Annotated in this window: 18 protein-coding genes; 13 read left to right on the top strand and 5 right to left on the bottom strand. The window is 69.1% G+C overall.

Going from position 1 to position 15,496, the window contains the following annotated elements; translation table 11 throughout:
- Positions 1–38: 38 nt before the first annotated feature.
- From ACFVRO_RS01585 to ACFVRO_RS01535, 11 genes are all read left to right on the top strand, one after another.
- The gene (locus ACFVRO_RS01585; RefSeq protein ID WP_105673883.1) at positions 39–347 is read left to right on the top strand and encodes a flagellar protein FlgN; all 309 of its coding nucleotides are present in this window, start codon (positions 39–41) and stop codon (positions 345–347) included.
- An 11-nt stretch (positions 348–358) separates the two neighbouring features.
- A complete protein-coding gene (locus tag ACFVRO_RS01580) occupies positions 359–1,525 on the top strand; it encodes a DUF308 domain-containing protein (protein ID WP_386948512.1) in 1,167 nt (388 codons plus the stop codon).
- Between the two features lie 36 nt (positions 1,526–1,561).
- Positions 1,562–2,179 carry a hypothetical protein gene (locus tag ACFVRO_RS01575; RefSeq protein ID WP_386948509.1) on the top strand — a complete coding sequence of 206 codons (618 nt, stop codon included), beginning with the start codon at positions 1,562–1,564 and terminating at the stop codon, positions 2,177–2,179.
- Positions 2,176–2,796, top strand: coding sequence for a hypothetical protein (locus ACFVRO_RS01570; protein ID WP_146114286.1), 621 nt, complete (start codon positions 2,176–2,178; stop codon positions 2,794–2,796). The genes ACFVRO_RS01575 and ACFVRO_RS01570 overlap by 4 nt, the downstream gene beginning before the upstream one ends.
- Positions 2,793–3,833 carry a hypothetical protein gene (locus ACFVRO_RS01565; protein ID WP_386948507.1) on the top strand — a complete coding sequence of 347 codons (1,041 nt, stop codon included), beginning with the start codon at positions 2,793–2,795 and terminating at the stop codon, positions 3,831–3,833. The genes ACFVRO_RS01570 and ACFVRO_RS01565 overlap by 4 nt, the downstream gene beginning before the upstream one ends.
- Before the next feature lie 127 nt (positions 3,834–3,960).
- Positions 3,961–4,248, top strand: coding sequence for a WXG100 family type VII secretion target (locus tag ACFVRO_RS01560; protein WP_105673989.1), 288 nt, complete (start codon positions 3,961–3,963; stop codon positions 4,246–4,248).
- A 76-nt stretch (positions 4,249–4,324) separates the two neighbouring features.
- Positions 4,325–4,513: a hypothetical protein gene (locus tag ACFVRO_RS01555; RefSeq protein ID WP_223587185.1), complete on the top strand. Its 189-nt coding sequence runs from the start codon at positions 4,325–4,327 to the stop codon at positions 4,511–4,513.
- The gene (locus ACFVRO_RS01550) at positions 4,510–4,791 is read left to right on the top strand and encodes a hypothetical protein (RefSeq protein ID WP_105673895.1); all 282 of its coding nucleotides are present in this window, start codon (positions 4,510–4,512) and stop codon (positions 4,789–4,791) included. Before ACFVRO_RS01555 ends, ACFVRO_RS01550 begins: the two co-directional genes overlap by 4 nt.
- Before the next feature lie 3 nt (positions 4,792–4,794).
- Positions 4,795–6,360, top strand: a complete 1,566-nt coding sequence (locus ACFVRO_RS01545; RefSeq protein WP_386948504.1) for a hypothetical protein — start codon at positions 4,795–4,797, stop codon at positions 6,358–6,360.
- Positions 6,357–6,866 carry a hypothetical protein gene (locus tag ACFVRO_RS01540; RefSeq protein ID WP_386948502.1) on the top strand — a complete coding sequence of 170 codons (510 nt, stop codon included), beginning with the start codon at positions 6,357–6,359 and terminating at the stop codon, positions 6,864–6,866. The genes ACFVRO_RS01545 and ACFVRO_RS01540 overlap by 4 nt, the downstream gene beginning before the upstream one ends.
- On the top strand, positions 6,863–7,522 hold the full coding sequence (locus ACFVRO_RS01535; RefSeq protein ID WP_386948499.1) for a hypothetical protein: 660 nt from the start codon (positions 6,863–6,865) through the stop codon (positions 7,520–7,522). The genes ACFVRO_RS01540 and ACFVRO_RS01535 overlap by 4 nt, the downstream gene beginning before the upstream one ends.
- Before the next feature lie 206 nt (positions 7,523–7,728).
- On the opposite strand, the gene ACFVRO_RS01530 is transcribed toward ACFVRO_RS01535, so the two are convergent.
- The 3 genes from ACFVRO_RS01530 to ACFVRO_RS01520 form a co-directional block, all read right to left on the bottom strand.
- Positions 7,729–8,202, bottom strand: coding sequence for a recombinase family protein (locus ACFVRO_RS01530; protein WP_341940421.1), 474 nt, complete (start codon positions 8,200–8,202; stop codon positions 7,729–7,731).
- A gap of 74 nt (positions 8,203–8,276) precedes the next feature.
- A complete protein-coding gene (locus ACFVRO_RS01525) occupies positions 8,277–8,606 on the bottom strand; it encodes a response regulator (protein ID WP_386948497.1) in 330 nt (109 codons plus the stop codon).
- A 118-nt stretch (positions 8,607–8,724) separates the two neighbouring features.
- Positions 8,725–9,714 (bottom strand): malate dehydrogenase, encoded by a 990-nt coding sequence (locus tag ACFVRO_RS01520; protein WP_386948495.1) that lies wholly within the window; start codon positions 9,712–9,714, stop codon positions 8,725–8,727.
- Between the two features lie 44 nt (positions 9,715–9,758).
- On the opposite strand from ACFVRO_RS01520, the gene ACFVRO_RS01515 reads away from it, so the two are divergent.
- Positions 9,759–10,652, top strand: coding sequence for a neutral zinc metallopeptidase (locus ACFVRO_RS01515; protein WP_386948492.1), 894 nt, complete (start codon positions 9,759–9,761; stop codon positions 10,650–10,652).
- A 32-nt stretch (positions 10,653–10,684) separates the two neighbouring features.
- Positions 10,685–11,671: a prolyl aminopeptidase gene (gene pip / locus ACFVRO_RS01510; protein ID WP_344013914.1), complete on the top strand. Its 987-nt coding sequence runs from the start codon at positions 10,685–10,687 to the stop codon at positions 11,669–11,671.
- 147 nt (positions 11,672–11,818) lie between these two features.
- On the opposite strand, the gene ACFVRO_RS01505 is transcribed toward pip, so the two are convergent.
- Positions 11,819–13,849: an aldehyde dehydrogenase family protein gene (locus ACFVRO_RS01505; protein WP_386948490.1), complete on the bottom strand. Its 2,031-nt coding sequence runs from the start codon at positions 13,847–13,849 to the stop codon at positions 11,819–11,821.
- Positions 13,850–14,076: 227 nt separating this feature from the next.
- Positions 14,077–15,453 (bottom strand): MFS transporter, encoded by a 1,377-nt coding sequence (locus ACFVRO_RS01500; protein WP_386948487.1) that lies wholly within the window; start codon positions 15,451–15,453, stop codon positions 14,077–14,079.
- Positions 15,454–15,496: the final 43 nt, after the last annotated feature.

Here is a 15,496-nt window from a genome sequence, read left to right as displayed (position 1 = left end):
CGACCCCCGCTATCTGACACATACCGGAGGAGAACAGCGTGGGCGACGGGGTCAAGCTCAAGTACGACGATCTTGATGATCTGCAGACCGAGCTCAAGAACATCATCGGCGAGTTCGAGGCGGCGGGGAGCCGGCGCAGGGATCTGTCCCATGCCGTCGGGCGGCCCTACGGCGAAGACGCTCTGCAGGATGCCGCCGACGACTTCGAAGGCCGCTGGGATGACAAGCGCAAGACGCTGATGGACAACTGCAAGAAGGTCGCGGAACATCTCGAAGGCGTGATCAAGGGCTTCAAGGACTTCGACGTCGAAGCCGCGAAGAAGTCAGAGAACAACGGGGGCAACTGACGATGTACCGGATGATGCCTCAGACCTCCCCCGCCGGACACTACATCCAGGTGGTCACGGGTGATGCCGACGCGATCAAGGAGCGCGGCACGCAGATCAGCGAGCTCGCGACGGACATGCAGAAGTCCTCCGCCCTCCTCCAGCGTCTGGTCGACAACGGCGCCGACATGAGGGGCGACGCGATCGACAAGCTCAAGGAGCTGTCGAAAGAGGTCCACGAGGACCTCAAGAAGGGCGGCGAGCTCTACAGCGTGGTCGCGCCCTACATCAAGACCTACGGGCAGGAGCTCGAAGGGTCCCAGACGGCGATGACCACGATCATCGAGGACCTCTGCGACCTCTGGGACGAGTACAACCGCAAGGCCGAGGCCGCGGACTCGGCGCGCAACGAGCGCCCCGACTACCCGACGGGCGACGACGCCGACGACGAGCAGCTCCGCAAGGACGCCGAGGATGCGCGAGACGAGGCGGCCGGAGCCGCGAACACCGTCGCCACCAACGCGAAGGGCGCCTGGGACGCTCGTGCGAAGGACTACGACACCGAGTGGGACTCGTGGCACACGGCGTTCACCAACGCCGCCAACGGCATCCGCGACGACATGGCGGGCAAGATCGAGGACTCCTGGAGCGATGACTTCGGCGGCTTCCTGCAGTTCATGTCCGACGTGCTGGCCGTCGCCGGCATCATCCTCGCGGTGCTCGCCATCATCGTCGGCGGACCGATCATCGCCGTCCTCGCCGGCATCGTCGCCGTGCTCACCCTCGCGGTCGCGCTCACACGGGCGATACGCGGGGAGGGCAGCTGGGTCGACGTGGCCTTCGGCGTGATCGGCGTCATCCCCTTCATCGGTCCCGCCGCCCGCGGCATCCGGACCTTCGCCAGCGCCCCGGCAGGCACGGGCATTCTGGCCCGGATGACGCCCGCCGCAGGGTGGAGCGCGTGGAGCCGCCAGACCGATCTGGTGAGGAGCTTCCCCGACTTCAGCGCACGACTCTTCGGCGGGCACACCCTCACGGAGTTCGGGACGCTGACGAACGGCACCGCCACCGGCCTCGAGACGTTCGAGATGGTCGGGAAGATCTGGTCCGCGCAGTTCGGGATCGCCGGCGGCATCAAGGACTCCTTCGGCGGCGCCTGGTCGGGGACCTTCGATCCCGATCAGAATCCGTTCAGCTGACCGTTCGCGTTTCTGCAGGGATGACAGTATGGTGCCATGAGCGATCTTCGATCTGAGCTGCTCGGGCGCCGCGGCGCCACCATTCCTCCGTATCGCATGCTCCTTCCTCCGGGGTGGGACGCCTACGACCTGAGCGAGCAGACCGAGAAGGAGCTGGTGAAGCGGGCGACGACCCGGCTGCGCGCTGCGCAGGCGACCGAGGCCCTCACCCTGAACCTCTCGCGGCAGGTCCGCGATGCGCTCGCCTCCGTGCGCGCGCAGAACGGTTTCGTGTACGCCTTCGCGGGGGAGAGCGCGCCCACCTGGGCGCTCGGCTCCGCGAGCCTGATCGGCATCAAGAGAGCGGCGACGCCCGAGGCTCCTCTCGGACGCGTCGTCGAGAACGTGATCGCCAACCAGGGCGGCGTCGCCGTCGGCGAAGGGCATCGCATCGTCCGCTGGACCGAGCGCCGCCCCGTCTCCATGGATGACGTCGATGCCGTGTCGTTCATGATCAACTACCTCATCCCGATCCCCGGCTCGAAGCTCACCGAAGCCGTGCAGTGGACGGTCACCGTCGCGCACGAGGCCGATCTGCCCGAGGACGACCCGGTCCTTGAACTCTGGGTGGCGCTCTTCGACGCCCACGTCGCCACGTTCACCTGGGAGGCATGATGGAGATCGGCTTCGACTTCGAGCTGGCCAAGGCCATCCCGGTGGAGACCGCCGACGTCCGGCAGCTGGGCGCCGCCGAATGGGCGGCTCAGGCCGTCTCCCGATTCACCGCGGTCGTCGACGTTCCGGTCGCACTTCGTGCGCGCCTCCAGGGGGCGCTGGAGAGCGTCGCCGCCGAGGTCTCCGACGACGCACGACGGTTCCTGCTGGTCGGCACGGATGCCGCCGTGCTCGCTCCCCTGGTGTTCTTCGTGGTCGATCGCGAGCTCACCCGGCAGGAGCAGGCCGACTTCCTGTGGGCGCCATCGGCGATCCTGCCTCCGGCGTCGCTTCGTGTGGAGACGGAGCATCTCGGCGTCGGGTTCTCCTCGACCCTCGCGCAGCGCGAGGACGGTGTGGACTTCGGGACCCGTCGCTGGCTCTTCTTCGGGCAGGGGCTCACGGCGGGTGCTCTGCTGGGTCCGGTGGCGCCGTACTCGCTGGCCGTCGCCGAGCCCATCGCCGAGAGCATCCTCTCCGCCGCGCGCGTGGAGGGCTTCGTCCCGCTCGCGAACCACGACCGGGTCGAGGAGCTCTTGGCCGCTGTCGTCCGGGCGGGAGACGAGTGGAAGGCGTGAGTTCCCTCAAGTTCGACACCGCCGCCCTGCACGCACCGATCAGCCCGTCGGCGCCCGCCCTTCCGGCGGACGACGCGATCCACGGGAGCGCTGCGGAAGAGCTGTCGGTGCGACGGCTCGTCATCAGAGTCGTCTTCCAGGTTCTCGGGTTCGGCGCGCTGGCCGCGATCGTGGTCATGTTCGTCCAGATGATCTTCGGCGGGGACGGGATGAACGTCCTCACCTGGATCATCGCCGCGTTCATGGTCGCGCCGTTCGCGATCTCGCAGATCGTCGCGTTCGGATCACGCCGCCGGGAGATCGCCGACATCGCGTACCGGCTCCCGCGGTTCGCGGCGGACAATCGAATGAGCCACGTCGCCGCCGAGCCGGCGGCGCAGCATCCCGTCACCCGTTTCCGCGTGGGCGGCCCGCTCGCGATCAGGGACGTGCTGCGCTCCCCTGAGCGGTCAGGACTCGAAGCGGGCACGTACTACTACGAGCGGAGCATGGGGCGTTCGATGGTGGAGCACAGCGCGACCTACGTCGCGCTGGACCTTCCGACCGCGGTGCCGTCGATGACCGTCGCCACGAAGCTCGGAGACGTGTGGAGCCAGCAGTCGACCCGTCAGAAGGCGCAGCATCCGGTCAGCATCGATCCCGACTTCGACGCGCACGTGCGGGTGTACTGCGAGCCGCAGGACGACGACGCCGTGCGGAGGCAGCTGACTCCGCCGGTGCGTGAGGCTCTGCGCGAGGTGGCGGGTCGGTGCGACGTCGAGGTGGACGGCGGCCGGATCCATGTCATCGCCCGCAAGGCCCTCCCCTTAACGGAACCCGCGTTCTGGCGCTGGGTCGGCGACATCGGCGCTCTCGCCTCCCTCCTCTCGCGGCCGGACGCTCCGGTCCCGGCGGAGACGGCATCGGGATGGAGGAGCCGCGACGCCGAGCGCGAGGCGCTCTTCGCGGCGCCCAGGTCGGGGAGGGGCTTCGCCGTCGGAGTCCTGTTCATCGTTCTGGGCCTTGTGGCCGCCGCCGTCATCACAGCCACGACCTGATCCGAGCCGCTCCGCGACCCGTTGTGGATGGGGAGTTGTGCCCATCGACCGGTGGTGCGGGTGTTGTTAGGTTGGTGGTGTCGGGCCGGAGAGGTCCGGTCCAATTCGATTACCGGAGGTGTGGACGATGGCCGATTTCGGTGCGTCTTATGCGGAGATGGAGCAGGTGGCGTCGTCGCTGTCGCAGGCTCGTGATGACATTCAGGGGCAGCTGGATTCTCTGAAGTCTCAGGTGGACACCCTGCTGGGTGAGGACTTCAAGACGCAGCATGCGTCGGGCAAGTTCGGTGAGGGCTACGGGGAGCTGACCACGGGTCTGAAGACCGCGGTGGATGGCATCAACGACATGTCGGAGTCGCTGCTGGGCATGATGCGTGCGATCCAGGATCTGGACACGCAGCTCGCTGGCGGCTGACACGCTGCTGCAGGATCTTCGGGGGTCGGCCGAGAGGCCGACCCCTGTGCATACACGCGACGGAGGGGTCGTACGGATGTCGGAGGAGACGCTGAGAGCGGCGATGCAGTCGCTGCGGGTGCGTGTGCCCGCGTCCGCCGCGGACGCCGCCGAGCTGCGCGCCGAGGTGAGGGCGGCCGATGCCGCGCTGGGAGCCTGGCTGCGGGAGACGACGGCGGACCGCCTCGCGCGGCTGGATCAGAGCGATGACGGGGGAGATGCATGAGCGACGTCAGGATGGACCTCGCGCGGTTGCAGTCGACCGCGCAGAAGGCCAGGGGGCTGGCGACGACGTTCGACGAGGCGGAGTCCTTCGCGGACGACCTCGGAGGCCTCACGGGTCACGGCGGTCTCAGCGACAAGGTCGACGACTTCGGCGGCAAATGGGACATCGCGCGCGAGAAGCTGCGCGACAACCTGCGTTCGCAGGCCGACTTCATGCAGGCCATCGTCGACACGTTCCGTGACCTCGATCAGAAGATGGCCCAGGACGGGGAGGGCTAGACCATGACCGTTCTTCCCGGAAGACCGGATGAGCTGACCGCGCGCGCCGCGGATCTCGTCGCATCGGCTGGCGTCATCCTCACGGTGATCCACGAACTGCGCGGCATCGTCGAGGACGACGAGGGCAAAGCCGTCCAGGCGCTCTACGAGCAGAACGACCAGATCTCGTCTGATCTCGAGCGCATCCATCCGCGCTACAAGGGCACCGCTGACGCGCTCACCGAGTACGCCGTCGCGCTCACGGATGCTCACGCCGACGCAGAACGCGCGCAGGACGATCTCGACGACGCGCTCCTCGCACAGGGCCGTGCCGACTCCGCACTCCACGATCTCAACGATCGCGTGGATGCCGCAGGCGACTCCACCGATCCCTCCCTCGCCGTTCAGGTCCCCGGTGCGCAGCGTGCGGCGAACGACGCCCAGGCTGCAGTCGGGTCGGCGCGCTCGCGGATCGACTCGGCGCGCGAGGCCATGAACGACGCCGCTGAGATCGCGATCCGCAAGATCGACGCGGCCATCGACTCCACGAACGAGGGGTTCTGGGACAAGGTCGGCGACTTCTTCTCCGACATCGGCGACTTCCTCGCGAGCATCGGCGAGTGGATCGGCGACTTCCTGCAAGACGTCGTCGATCTGCTCAAGAAGATCGCTGACACGCTCATCGCGATCCTGGGCGTTCTCGTGGTGCTGCTCCTCATCATCGCGGTGGGTGCGCTGTTCGGGACGATCGGTCTCATCATCGGGGCCGTGATCGCCGGGGTGCTCGCCGCCTTCATCATCACGAGCATCCTGTCCGACGTGCTCAAGGGCACGCCGGGGGTGAGTGAGACGGATCCTTACGCGAACGTGCCGGCGGAGGATGTTCCCGAGGGTCCGAGTCTGGCGACCGTGCTCGACGGCACCGGAGAGGTCGATGGCCTCGGCGGGGAGACCGACTCGGTCGTGAAGATCACCAAGGTACTCGGGCCCGACGGCTGGTACTACACCGTCACGCTTCCCAGCACGCAGGAGTGGCTGTCCCGCTTCGGCGACCAGGGAGCGGTCAACGACCTCGACAGCAACCTCGCGCTGATGCTGACGCCGGCTCTGCAGACGCAGTACGAGCGGGCGGTCCTCGAGGCGATGGAGCAGGCGGGCATCGGTGAGAACGACCCCGTCATGCTCGTCGGATTCAGCCAGGGCGGGATCATGGCCGGACACCTCGCGGCGTACAACTCCGACTACAACTGGCAGGCCGTCGTCGTCTCCGGGGCCCCCATCGACCACATGCCGATTCCCGATTCGGTCGACGTGGTCTCCGTGCAGCACAACGGAGACCCGGTGCCGAACCTCGACATCGTCGCCGGCGACCTCGGCACCGAGCACGGCTCGAACTGGACGACCATCCACGTGGATCCGCCGAACCCCGCCCCGGTGCTGGGCGTGGATGCCGGCGCACACAACGCCGACAAGTACTCGCAGACCTACCAGGATCATCTGGCCGAAGTGCAGGCGAATCATCCCGGTCTCTCGAACTTCTTCAACGAGGATGGGTACGTCGACGTGTCCTACTACCACTGGAGCGAATGAGCATGAGGCGAGGACACATCGGACGGCGACGGATCATCGCCGTGATGCTGGCGGGGTCGCTCCTGAGCGGTGCGCTGGCGGGATGCACGATGCTGATGCCGCAGACGGGCCAGGCAGAACAGACGGAAGGGTCGACAGTGGACTACGGTGATGTGGCGAACGCCGTGACAGCGGCGGTGCCGAGGGTCGTGGGAGTGCGAGACCTCGCGCAGTCGGCCAACGGTCTGGGCCATCGACTCAGCCTCGGACTGGAGGTCGACACCGCCGAGCCGCTCACGGCTGACGAGCTGGATGCCGTGGTCGAGGCGATCTGGGGTGCGCTTCCCTGGGAGCCGAACACGATCAAGATCACGGCCGGTGCGGATACGGCGGAGGGCCACGAGATCGTCGATCTCAGGACGGCGGCGGCCGATCTCGATCCGATGGGCGTCACGAATGCGGGCACGGGCGGAGTGAGCCTGACCGACATGAGCGCTCGTTACGGGAAGTGGTCGGCACCCGAGTGAGCGGTCGCGATCTGCGGTTCCGCCTTCCCGGGCGCTGGTTCTCGGTGGACCTGTCCGGCGAAGACGCCACGACGTCATCCATCGCGCGCATCGCCAAGGATGCGGTGGGACCGGCCGATGATCGCGCGGCCGAGCGTGCCACGGTGCGGCGTCAACTGCAGCAGGCGGTCACGGCGGGGGCGGATGGCGACATCCGCGCCATCATGTTCTCGACCGAGATCGCCAGGGGCACTCCGCTGCCGGTGACGCTCCTCGTCTTCGAGCCCGCAGACCTGCGGATGAGCCCCGCGGTCGGCACCGCGCCGCAGTCGGTGCTCAAGGTCATGGCCGAGGGGCTGAAGCAGCTCGATCCCGGAGCGTACGCCTCGATGAACGAGGTGCGCGGCCCGGGCGTTCCCGCTCTGCGCACGTACCGCGTCGAACAGGTCGAGGAGAGCGGCGACTCGGAGGGGATCCTGCGGTTGATCGCCGACTACTGGATCCCGGTACCAGACACGAAGCGGATGCTCATGGTGCGCTTCTCGACTCCGCTGGGCGAGTTGGAGAACGTGATGCTCGCACTGTTCGACGAGTTCATCGCCGTCGCCTACTTCAGCGAGGACAAGCCGGAGTCCCTGCGCGATCAGCTGCGCGCGGGTGCGACCGCGCATAGCTGACCGCGCGGAGCTGACCGCGCGCAGTGATCGCGCGCGGCTGACCACGCGCAATTGATCAGGCGGAGTCGACGGCGCGGAGCTGACCGGGCGGAGCTGACCGCGCGGAGCTGACCGCGCGCAGTGATCGCGCGGAGCTGATCGGGCGCGGCTGACCGCGCAGCCATCACCGCGCGCGCCCGCCGATGGTCGACGGGTCGCGGTCGGTCTCAGCGTGCAGCCGCGTCGGCGAGGTGTCTCGCGTTGTGGCTGAGCACCTTGACCATGATGCCCCGGCGACGCAGGTCAGCCACCGTCCTGGTGCCCTCATCGGCGTTCCGGCCGAGAGCGTTGATGTTGGCGACGACCAGGACGTCACCGGGGTGCAGAGTCGCGATCAGCCGCGCGAGGCGGTCGTTCCAGCTCTCCAGGATGTCGGGCGCCGGGTGCCGGAAACCCTCGATCGGCACCCCGAACCGGGTGAGGTCGTCGCGCTGCTCGACCACCGACGGCATCCCATCGCGTGCGACGACCAGACCGACCAGTCGTGACCCGTCCGGTCGCGCCGACCAGAAGTCCCTGTTCTGCTGCAGCTCGGTGAAGCACTTCGGGCACTCTGCGGCCGCGTGCGGCAGGTGCAGCGGGCTCGTCAAGGCGTCATCCACGGATGCCGCAGCCTTCGTCGGTTCTGTCGTCTCGCTCATCGCGCACCTCCAGCGTCCATTCTGCCCTGTCCGCACACCCCCGGCACGCCTGTCTGCAACCTGCAGGCACGCCCTCAGAGTCGCTGCAGCCGCCGTTGCGGCCCTTCGAGGCGGGCCACGGCGATCTTGACCTCGACGATCTCACCCGCCAGGTGGTCGAGCTGGGACTCGACGCGGTCCATCCTGCCCTCGACACGGTCGATGCGCGTGTCGAGTCTGTCCATCCGTGCGTCGACCTGATCGAACCGCGCTCCGACCTGATCGAAGCGCGCTCCGACCTGATCGAACCGCGCACCGAGTCCCCTCGACTGGTGCGCGATCATCCCGCCGACGCCACCGAGAACGGCGACGGCGAAGGCGAAGAGGGCGATGACCATTCCGATCACGTCAGGCGACACGAACACCCTCCCATTCTGCTCCGGCGACCGGGGCTCGTCCATCGACCTTAGGCCAGAGAATCCGTCGGTTCCGCGGTCTGTGGACGAACCCGATCAGAGGCGCGATGGGGAGGAGGAGTGCGGGTCAGAGCAGCCCGAGCGCCCGCACGGTCTCGCGCTCGTCGACGAGCTCGGCGACGGACGCGTCGATCCGGGCCCGAGACCGCGTGTCGAGTTCGAGCCCCTCGACGATGCGCCACTCTCCGTCCACCGACTGCACGGGGAACGAGGAGATCAGCCCCTCCGGCACTCCGTACTCGCCGTGGGAGACCACCCCCGCCGAGGTCCAGTCGTCGGTTCCCCGCACCCAATCGCGCACGTGATCGATCGTGGCGCTCGCTGCCGAGGCGACCGACGACGATCCGCGGACCGTGATGATCTCGGCCCCGCGCTGAGCGACGCGCGGGATGAACGTCTCGTCGAGCCACGCGGGCACGTCGCCCACGATGGCGGCGAGAGCATCGCCGACCGGCATCCCGGCGACGGTCGCGTGCGAGACGTCGGGGAACTGCGTCGCCGAGTGGTTGCCCCAGATGGGCACCCGGCGCACGGTCTCGACCGGGACGCCGAGGGTGGCCGCGAGCTGCCCGCGGGCGCGGTTCTCATCGAGTCTGGTCAGCGCCGTGAAGCGCTCCGCCGGCACGCCGTCGGCGGATGCCGCAGCGATCAGGGCGTTGGTGTTGGCCGGGTTGCCGACGACCGTGACGCGCACACCGGATGCCGCGTGCGCCGCGATCGCGCGCCCCTGCGGGCCGAAGATGCCGCCGTTGGCCGCGAGCAGGTCTCCGCGCTCCATCCCCGGTCCTCGGGGGCGGGCGCCGACCAGCAGCGCGAGGTCGCTTCCGTCGAAGCCGACAGCGGGGTCGTCCGTCACCTCGACGTGTTCGAGGAGCCCGAACGCGCCGTCCTGCAGTTCCAGAGCCGCACCCTCTGCGGCGCCCAGGCCCTGCGGGATCTCCAGGAGGCGCAGCCGGACCTTCTCGTCGGGCCCCAGCAGGTCGCCTGCGGCGATGCGGAACAGCAGGGCGTAGCCGATCTGGCCGCCCGCACCGGTGATCGTGATGGTCGTCGTCATATGTCGAGCCTATGACGGCATCCGCCCGGGAGTACCCTCGATCCATGACGTTCAATCCGGATGCCGATGTCTCCGACAACAACGTACGACGCCGCGGACGCGGTGCGGTCGTGGCCGGAGCTGGAGGAGTGGGCCTTCTGGGCATCATCGCCCTCATCGCAGGACCGCTGCTGGGCATCGATCTCACCCCTTTCCTCGGCGGTGGCGACACGGGCGGCGGGGGGACGTCGTCGAGCGAGGGCACGCTCATCGAGAACTGCGACACCGGGCAGGACGCGAACGAGAACGTCGACTGCCGCGTCGCCAGTGCGAAGCTCGTCCTGAACAAGTACTGGTCCGAGCAGGTTGACGGCTACACGCCGCCGGAGCTCGTCATCGTCGACGGGGCGACGTCCTCCGCGTGCGGAACGGCATCCAATGCGGCGGGGCCCTTCTACTGCCCACCGGACCAGACCGTCTACATCGATCCGACGTTCTTCCAGCTCATGCAGCAGCAGTTCGGCGCTTCCGCCGGAAACCTTGCCCAGCTGTACATCGTCGGACACGAGTGGGGCCATCACATCCAGAACATCACGGGGTACATGGACAAGTACCCCAACAACGGCACGGGTCCCGAGAGCAACGGCGTGCGCATGGAGCTGCAGGCCGACTGCTACGCCGGCGCCTGGATCGGGCAGATGACGAGGCAGAAGGACAAGAACGGAGTCCGTTACATGGAGGCTCCCACCGAGGCGGAGCTGAAGGATGCCGTCAACGCCGCCTACACCGTGGGCGACGATCACATCCAGCAGCAGTCGGGCGGTTTCGTGAGCCCCGAGAGCTTCACCCACGGGACGAGCGACCAGCGTCAGTACTGGTTCGCGAACGGCTACAAGAACGGCCTCGACGTGTGCGCAGCGACCTTCACCCTGCCGGGGGATCAGCTCGGCCCCCAGTAGCGTTGAACGCGTAGGTCTGATCTGGAGGATCGATGACGATGAATCTGGATGCGCTGTATCCGGCGATCGAGCCGTATGAGACGGGCGAGCTGCTCGTGGGCGACGGCCACCGCATGTACTGGGAGGTCAGCGGCAACCCGGAGGGCAAGCCGGTGGTGTTCCTCCACGGCGGGCCCGGGAGCGGGACGTCGCCCTGGCAGCGACGGTTCTTCGACCCCGAGGTCTACCGGATCGTCCTACTCGATCAGCGCGGCTGCGGACGCAGCACCCCGCATGCGGGGGAACCGGGAGCCGACCTGCGCCACGTCACCACCGCGCACCTCATCGCCGACATCGAGCTGCTGCGCAAGAACCTCGGCATCCGCACCTGGCAGGTGTTCGGCGGCTCCTGGGGCAGCGCGCTCGCGCTCGCCTACGCGCAGGCGCACCCGGATGCCGTCTCCGAGCTCGTGCTCCGCGGTATCTTCACCCTGCGCCGCGAAGAGCTGGAGTGGTTCTACGAGGGCGGGGCGGCCGCGTTGTTCCCCGACCTCTGGGAGGCGTTCATCGCGCCGATCCCCGTGCTGGAGCGCACGAGGATGATCGAGGCGTACCATCGACGCCTGTTCGATCCTGACCCGGCCGTGCACGAGCCCGCCGCGGTCGCCTGGTCGACCTGGGAGGCGTCGACGGTCACGCTCACTCCGGACGCCGAGCAGATCGCCGCGATGTCCGATGCGCGCAGGGCCACCGCGTTCGCGCGGATCGAGAACCACTTCTTCGTGCATCGCGGCTGGTGGGACGAGGGGCAGCTGATCGCCGGGGTGGACGGCATCCGTCACATTCCGACCGTGATCGTGCAGGGGCGGCATGACGTGTGCACGCCGATGATGACCGCGTGGGACCTGCACAGGGCGTGGCCGGAGGCGGACTTCGTCGTGGTCGACGACGCGGGTCACTCGGCATCCGAACCCGGCATCCAGCGCGCGCTCAGGGCCGCGACCGACCGCTTCGCCGCGTCATTCTCCGCCGGTCGGTGAGCCAGCTTCCTCTCGGCCGTTGAGCGAGGGAGCGGAGCGACCGAGACGAAGCGGATCTGTCGGCGGGACGTCTCGTCTCGCTGCGCTCGCTCAACGACCGGGAGTTCAGGGAGCGGAGCGACCGAGACAGACGGGGTGGGGTCAGGGCTACGCGCGCAGCGCCTTCAGCAGCGTCTTCACGAGACCCGCGGTGCTGCCGTTCACACGGAACCGGGTCAGCCCCTCGCTCACCTCGGCGCCGGTGCGGGCCGACACGAACCACGGCGGCTTCGGGAGGATCGTGAGCCGACCGCCGCCGTTCACCACGGGCAGCGACCGGGGGAACGGGCGGAACGGTCCGCGGATCACCGAGCGCTCCACGCCGTCGAGCAGCAGGGCGTTGTGCACGATGCCGATGCCGCTGCCCACGTCGTCGATCGTGCTGCCGGGGAACGCGCCCCACGTGAGGGTCGGGGTGATGAACCCGAAGGCCGTCCAGCCGTTGATGGCGATCGAGCCGTAGCGGAGGTTCGCGATCGCGCGCTCGAATCCGCTGCCGAGCGACTTCTCCGTCGCCGGGTCGATCAGCAGGTTCGCGCCGAGCGTGCCCTGCAGCTCGTCGTTGGCGTACGAGACCGCGGCGTCGAGGAAGGACTGGCCCTCGCCGGGGACGGTCACGACGCCGAGCACAGGGGCGAAGTACTCGGTGTGCTGCAGGGTGTCGGGGTCGTCTCCGTCGCCGATCTCGACGAGCAGGCGGTCGCCGAGCACGAGGGCGTCGGGGTACGCGTCGGTGGCCTGCTGCATCCTCGAGGGTGACCCGGGGTACCAGATCGGCCGTTCCGGGGCGTTCGCGTAGGCGCGGCGCAGCTCGGCGCGGAAGCGGTCGGCCTGCGCCCAGTCGGACGACAGGATGACGACCTGACCGGCGATGCAGTTGTGTCCGCCGTTCTGCAGACGCATGGTCGCGACGTGCTCCGCCTGGTAGCGCAGGTCGTCGTCCGACCACGCGCCGGGGACGACGATGATGGGCGAGACTCCGCCCAGCTCGGCGGTGATCGGCTTCTTCAGCTGCGGACGGTTCTCGCGGCGGCGTCTGGCGGCCGCGGCGCCCGTGCCCCACACGATCGCGTCGAACGTCGCCGCAGAGCCCGTGATATGCACGTGGACGAGGTCGGGGTGACCGGTCAGGTAGGCGCCGACCGCCGGTCCGCCGCGCACGATGCGCAGGAACCCCGGCTCGATGAGCGGTGCGAAGGCGCGTTTGTAGACGGGCACGAGGGCGTCCTGCGTGGGGTTGACCTTCAGCAGCGCGGTGCGGTTGTGGGCGAGCAGCTCGTAGAGCACGTCGAGCACGGGGATGGAGGTGATGTTGCCCGCGCCGAGCACGAGTCCGACCCCACCGGATGCGGTCGGGGTGCGCTGCGCGAGCCCCGCGGCGGCCCGCGCACCGTTCGGTGTGATGCCCGGTTCCAGCCAGACCTCTCCGGTGAACCCCGACAGCAGGAACCTGTCGATGCCGGTCAGCGGGAAGGTGTGCACGCGGGTGCGTCCGCCCGGAGCACGGTCGATCTTCACGCCGTCGAGGGGGTTGGTGCCGACGGCGAGACGCGAGAGGGTCTCGATGTAGGCGTCGAGGGCGCCGAGCACGCTGTACGGGCCGCTCAGCCACTCCTCGCCGCGGAGCGGATGCCGTCCGTCCAGCCCCTTGGACGCCGCGGCGGTGTCGGCCCAGTCCTCGGCGGTCGCCGCGACGCTCGTCCGCACCGCGCGCAGGAGAGTGACGCGCTGCGACAGCGTCAGCGCCGACCAGATCGAGGCGCCGGTCTGCAGGTCGCCGATCGCGGAGTCGAGCCGCGTGCGCTCACCCTCATCGAGTGCGGGGAGGGCGGATGCGGATGCGGTGGCGCCCGAGCTGTTCGCCGCTGCGGTTGCGGCTGCGGTGCCGGTGGCGGCATCCGGGCTCTTCGCCGTTGCGGCTGCGGCCTTTGCGGTCTTGGTGGCACCCGAGCTCTTCGCTGCCGCGGCCGCGGTCTTCGGCCGTGCAGACGCCGGAGCCTTGGCGGTCTGGGCAGCATCCGGGCTCTTCGGCGTCGCGGGCGCGGTCGTCGGGGCTTTCGTGCCCGACGAGGCCTTCTTCGCAGGGCGAGGGGTGCTCGTCGCGCTCTCGTCGGCGCTGGGCGATGTCGCAGAAGTCATCGGCGTCTCCTTCAGGCAGGACCCCAGCTTATGCCGCCGGGCCCGGTTCGGCCCGGTTTCACGTGGTGGACCTGGGCTTTCGCGCGGCGAGAACCTGCACGAGCTGCAGAAGTTTCGGGCGCGTGCGCAGCGATCAGCAGCGCGAGCGGGAGAAGAGCCGCGCGAGGGAGGGGAGCAGCGCGAGCGGGAGAAGAGCCGCGGGAACGGGGAGCCTGCGCGAGCGGGTATCAGCCCTCGATGTCGGCGCGACGGAGGCGGTAGCGGCGCAGTGCGGCGAGACTTCCCAGCATGAGAACCGCCGGGAGGATGCTGAAGCTCAGCACGATGCCGGCGATCGCGGCATCCGGCTGGGTCGTCGTCGCACCGGCGACCGTCGACACGTAGCCGGTCGCGGCCAGCGTGAGCGACACGACGGTGGCGCCCAGGGCGAAGCCGACGGTCTCGCCGGCGGTCCAGACTCCCGTGAACGTGCCGGCCTGGCCGGCGCCGTGGATGCGCTCGTCGTGCGAGATGACGTCGGGGAGCATGGCCATCGGCAGCGACTGCAGCCCGGCGTAGGCGACTCCGGCCACGGCCACCGAACCGTAGATCCACGGTCCGGGCGCCCACACGGCGAGCGTGATCGACGCCGCCGCGACGGTGAACAGCACGCTCGCGACGCCGAACGCGCGTTCCTTGCCGACGCGACGTGCGATCGCGGTCCATCCGGGCGTCGCGAGCAGCGCGGGGCCGACGAGCGCGAGGAAGACCAGCGTCACGGCGTCCTCCGACCGCAGCACCCAGGTCGCCACGTACTGGGCGCCGGCGAGCATCGTGCCGGTCGCGAGCGCCTGAAGGAGGAACGTCGCGAGCAGGGCCCGGAAGGGCTGGCTGCGGCGGAGGGCGCTGAACCCCGACGCGTAGTGGTCGCGCAGGCTCGCCGTCTCGGGCACGGCGCTCGCCGCAGGGCGCGCACGGGATGCCGCGGCATCCGCCGTCTTCGCGGCCACGTACATCCCGATGCCGATCGCGAGACCGGCGGCGATGCCCATCAGGAGGTATCCGACGACCTGGTCGGACCCGGCCTTGCGCAGCTCGGGGCCGCCTGCGCCGAACAGCAGGATCGCCGCGGTCAGGACGATGACGCGCCAGCCGAGCAGCCGCGTGCGCTCGTCGTAGCTGTCGGTGAGCTCGGCGGGGAGCGCGACGTACGGCACCTGGAACAGGCTGAAGGCCGTAGCCGTGGCGAGGAACGCCAAGAGCACGCACACGGCGCCGGCGACAGGGCCCCACGATGGCGGCACCGCGAAGGTGAGTGCGAAGAAGAGGGGGAGCGTGAGCGCGCCGGTGACCATGAATCCGCGGCGGGAGCCGGTGCGGGCGAGCTGGCGGTCGGATGCCGCCCCGATGACCGGGTCGATCACCACGTCCCAGATCTTCGCCGCGGTCACGATGAGCCCCGCGGCCAGTGCCGCGACACCGAGGTTGTCGGTGAGGAAGTAGGTCAGCACCAGACCCGGCAGGGTCGCGTAACCGCCGGTCCCCAGGGAGCCGATCGAGTACAGCGCGATCGTGCGGGCGGACAGGCGGGCGGATGCTCGTTCGGGGCGAGCCTCGGTGCTCATCGCGCCAGTGTATCGGTCGCCTCGGCGACGCGATCCTCGCCGT

This window comes from Microbacterium sp. NPDC057944, assembly GCF_042887445.1.
In the GTDB taxonomy this organism is placed as follows: Bacteria; Actinomycetota; Actinomycetes; order Actinomycetales; family Microbacteriaceae; genus Microbacterium; species Microbacterium natoriense.
Note: the sequence above shows the minus strand (reverse complement) of the source record. Positions and strands in the feature narration are given on the sequence as shown.

Coding starts and splice junctions, on each gene's coding strand:
- pip (WP_344013914.1), top strand. CDS start 10,685: ATGACGATGAATCTGGATGCGCTGTATCCGGCGATCGAGCCGTATGAG.
- ACFVRO_RS01540 (WP_386948502.1), top strand. CDS start 6,357: ATGAGCATGAGGCGAGGACACATCGGACGGCGACGGATCATCGCCGTG.
- ACFVRO_RS01580 (WP_386948512.1), top strand. CDS start 359: ATGATGCCTCAGACCTCCCCCGCCGGACACTACATCCAGGTGGTCACG.
- ACFVRO_RS01530 (WP_341940421.1), bottom strand. CDS start 8,202: ATGAGCGAGACGACAGAACCGACGAAGGCTGCGGCATCCGTGGATGAC.
- ACFVRO_RS01570 (WP_146114286.1), top strand. CDS start 2,176: ATGATGGAGATCGGCTTCGACTTCGAGCTGGCCAAGGCCATCCCGGTG.
- ACFVRO_RS01560 (WP_105673989.1), top strand. CDS start 3,961: ATGGCCGATTTCGGTGCGTCTTATGCGGAGATGGAGCAGGTGGCGTCG.
- ACFVRO_RS01515 (WP_386948492.1), top strand. CDS start 9,759: ATGACGTTCAATCCGGATGCCGATGTCTCCGACAACAACGTACGACGC.
- ACFVRO_RS01500 (WP_386948487.1), bottom strand. CDS start 15,453: ATGAGCACCGAGGCTCGCCCCGAACGAGCATCCGCCCGCCTGTCCGCC.
- ACFVRO_RS01505 (WP_386948490.1), bottom strand. CDS start 13,849: ATGACTTCTGCGACATCGCCCAGCGCCGACGAGAGCGCGACGAGCACC.
- ACFVRO_RS01545 (WP_386948504.1), top strand. CDS start 4,795: ATGACCGTTCTTCCCGGAAGACCGGATGAGCTGACCGCGCGCGCCGCG.
- ACFVRO_RS01550 (WP_105673895.1), top strand. CDS start 4,510: ATGAGCGACGTCAGGATGGACCTCGCGCGGTTGCAGTCGACCGCGCAG.
- ACFVRO_RS01520 (WP_386948495.1), bottom strand. CDS start 9,714: ATGACGACGACCATCACGATCACCGGTGCGGGCGGCCAGATCGGCTAC.
- ACFVRO_RS01575 (WP_386948509.1), top strand. CDS start 1,562: ATGAGCGATCTTCGATCTGAGCTGCTCGGGCGCCGCGGCGCCACCATT.
- ACFVRO_RS01555 (WP_223587185.1), top strand. CDS start 4,325: ATGTCGGAGGAGACGCTGAGAGCGGCGATGCAGTCGCTGCGGGTGCGT.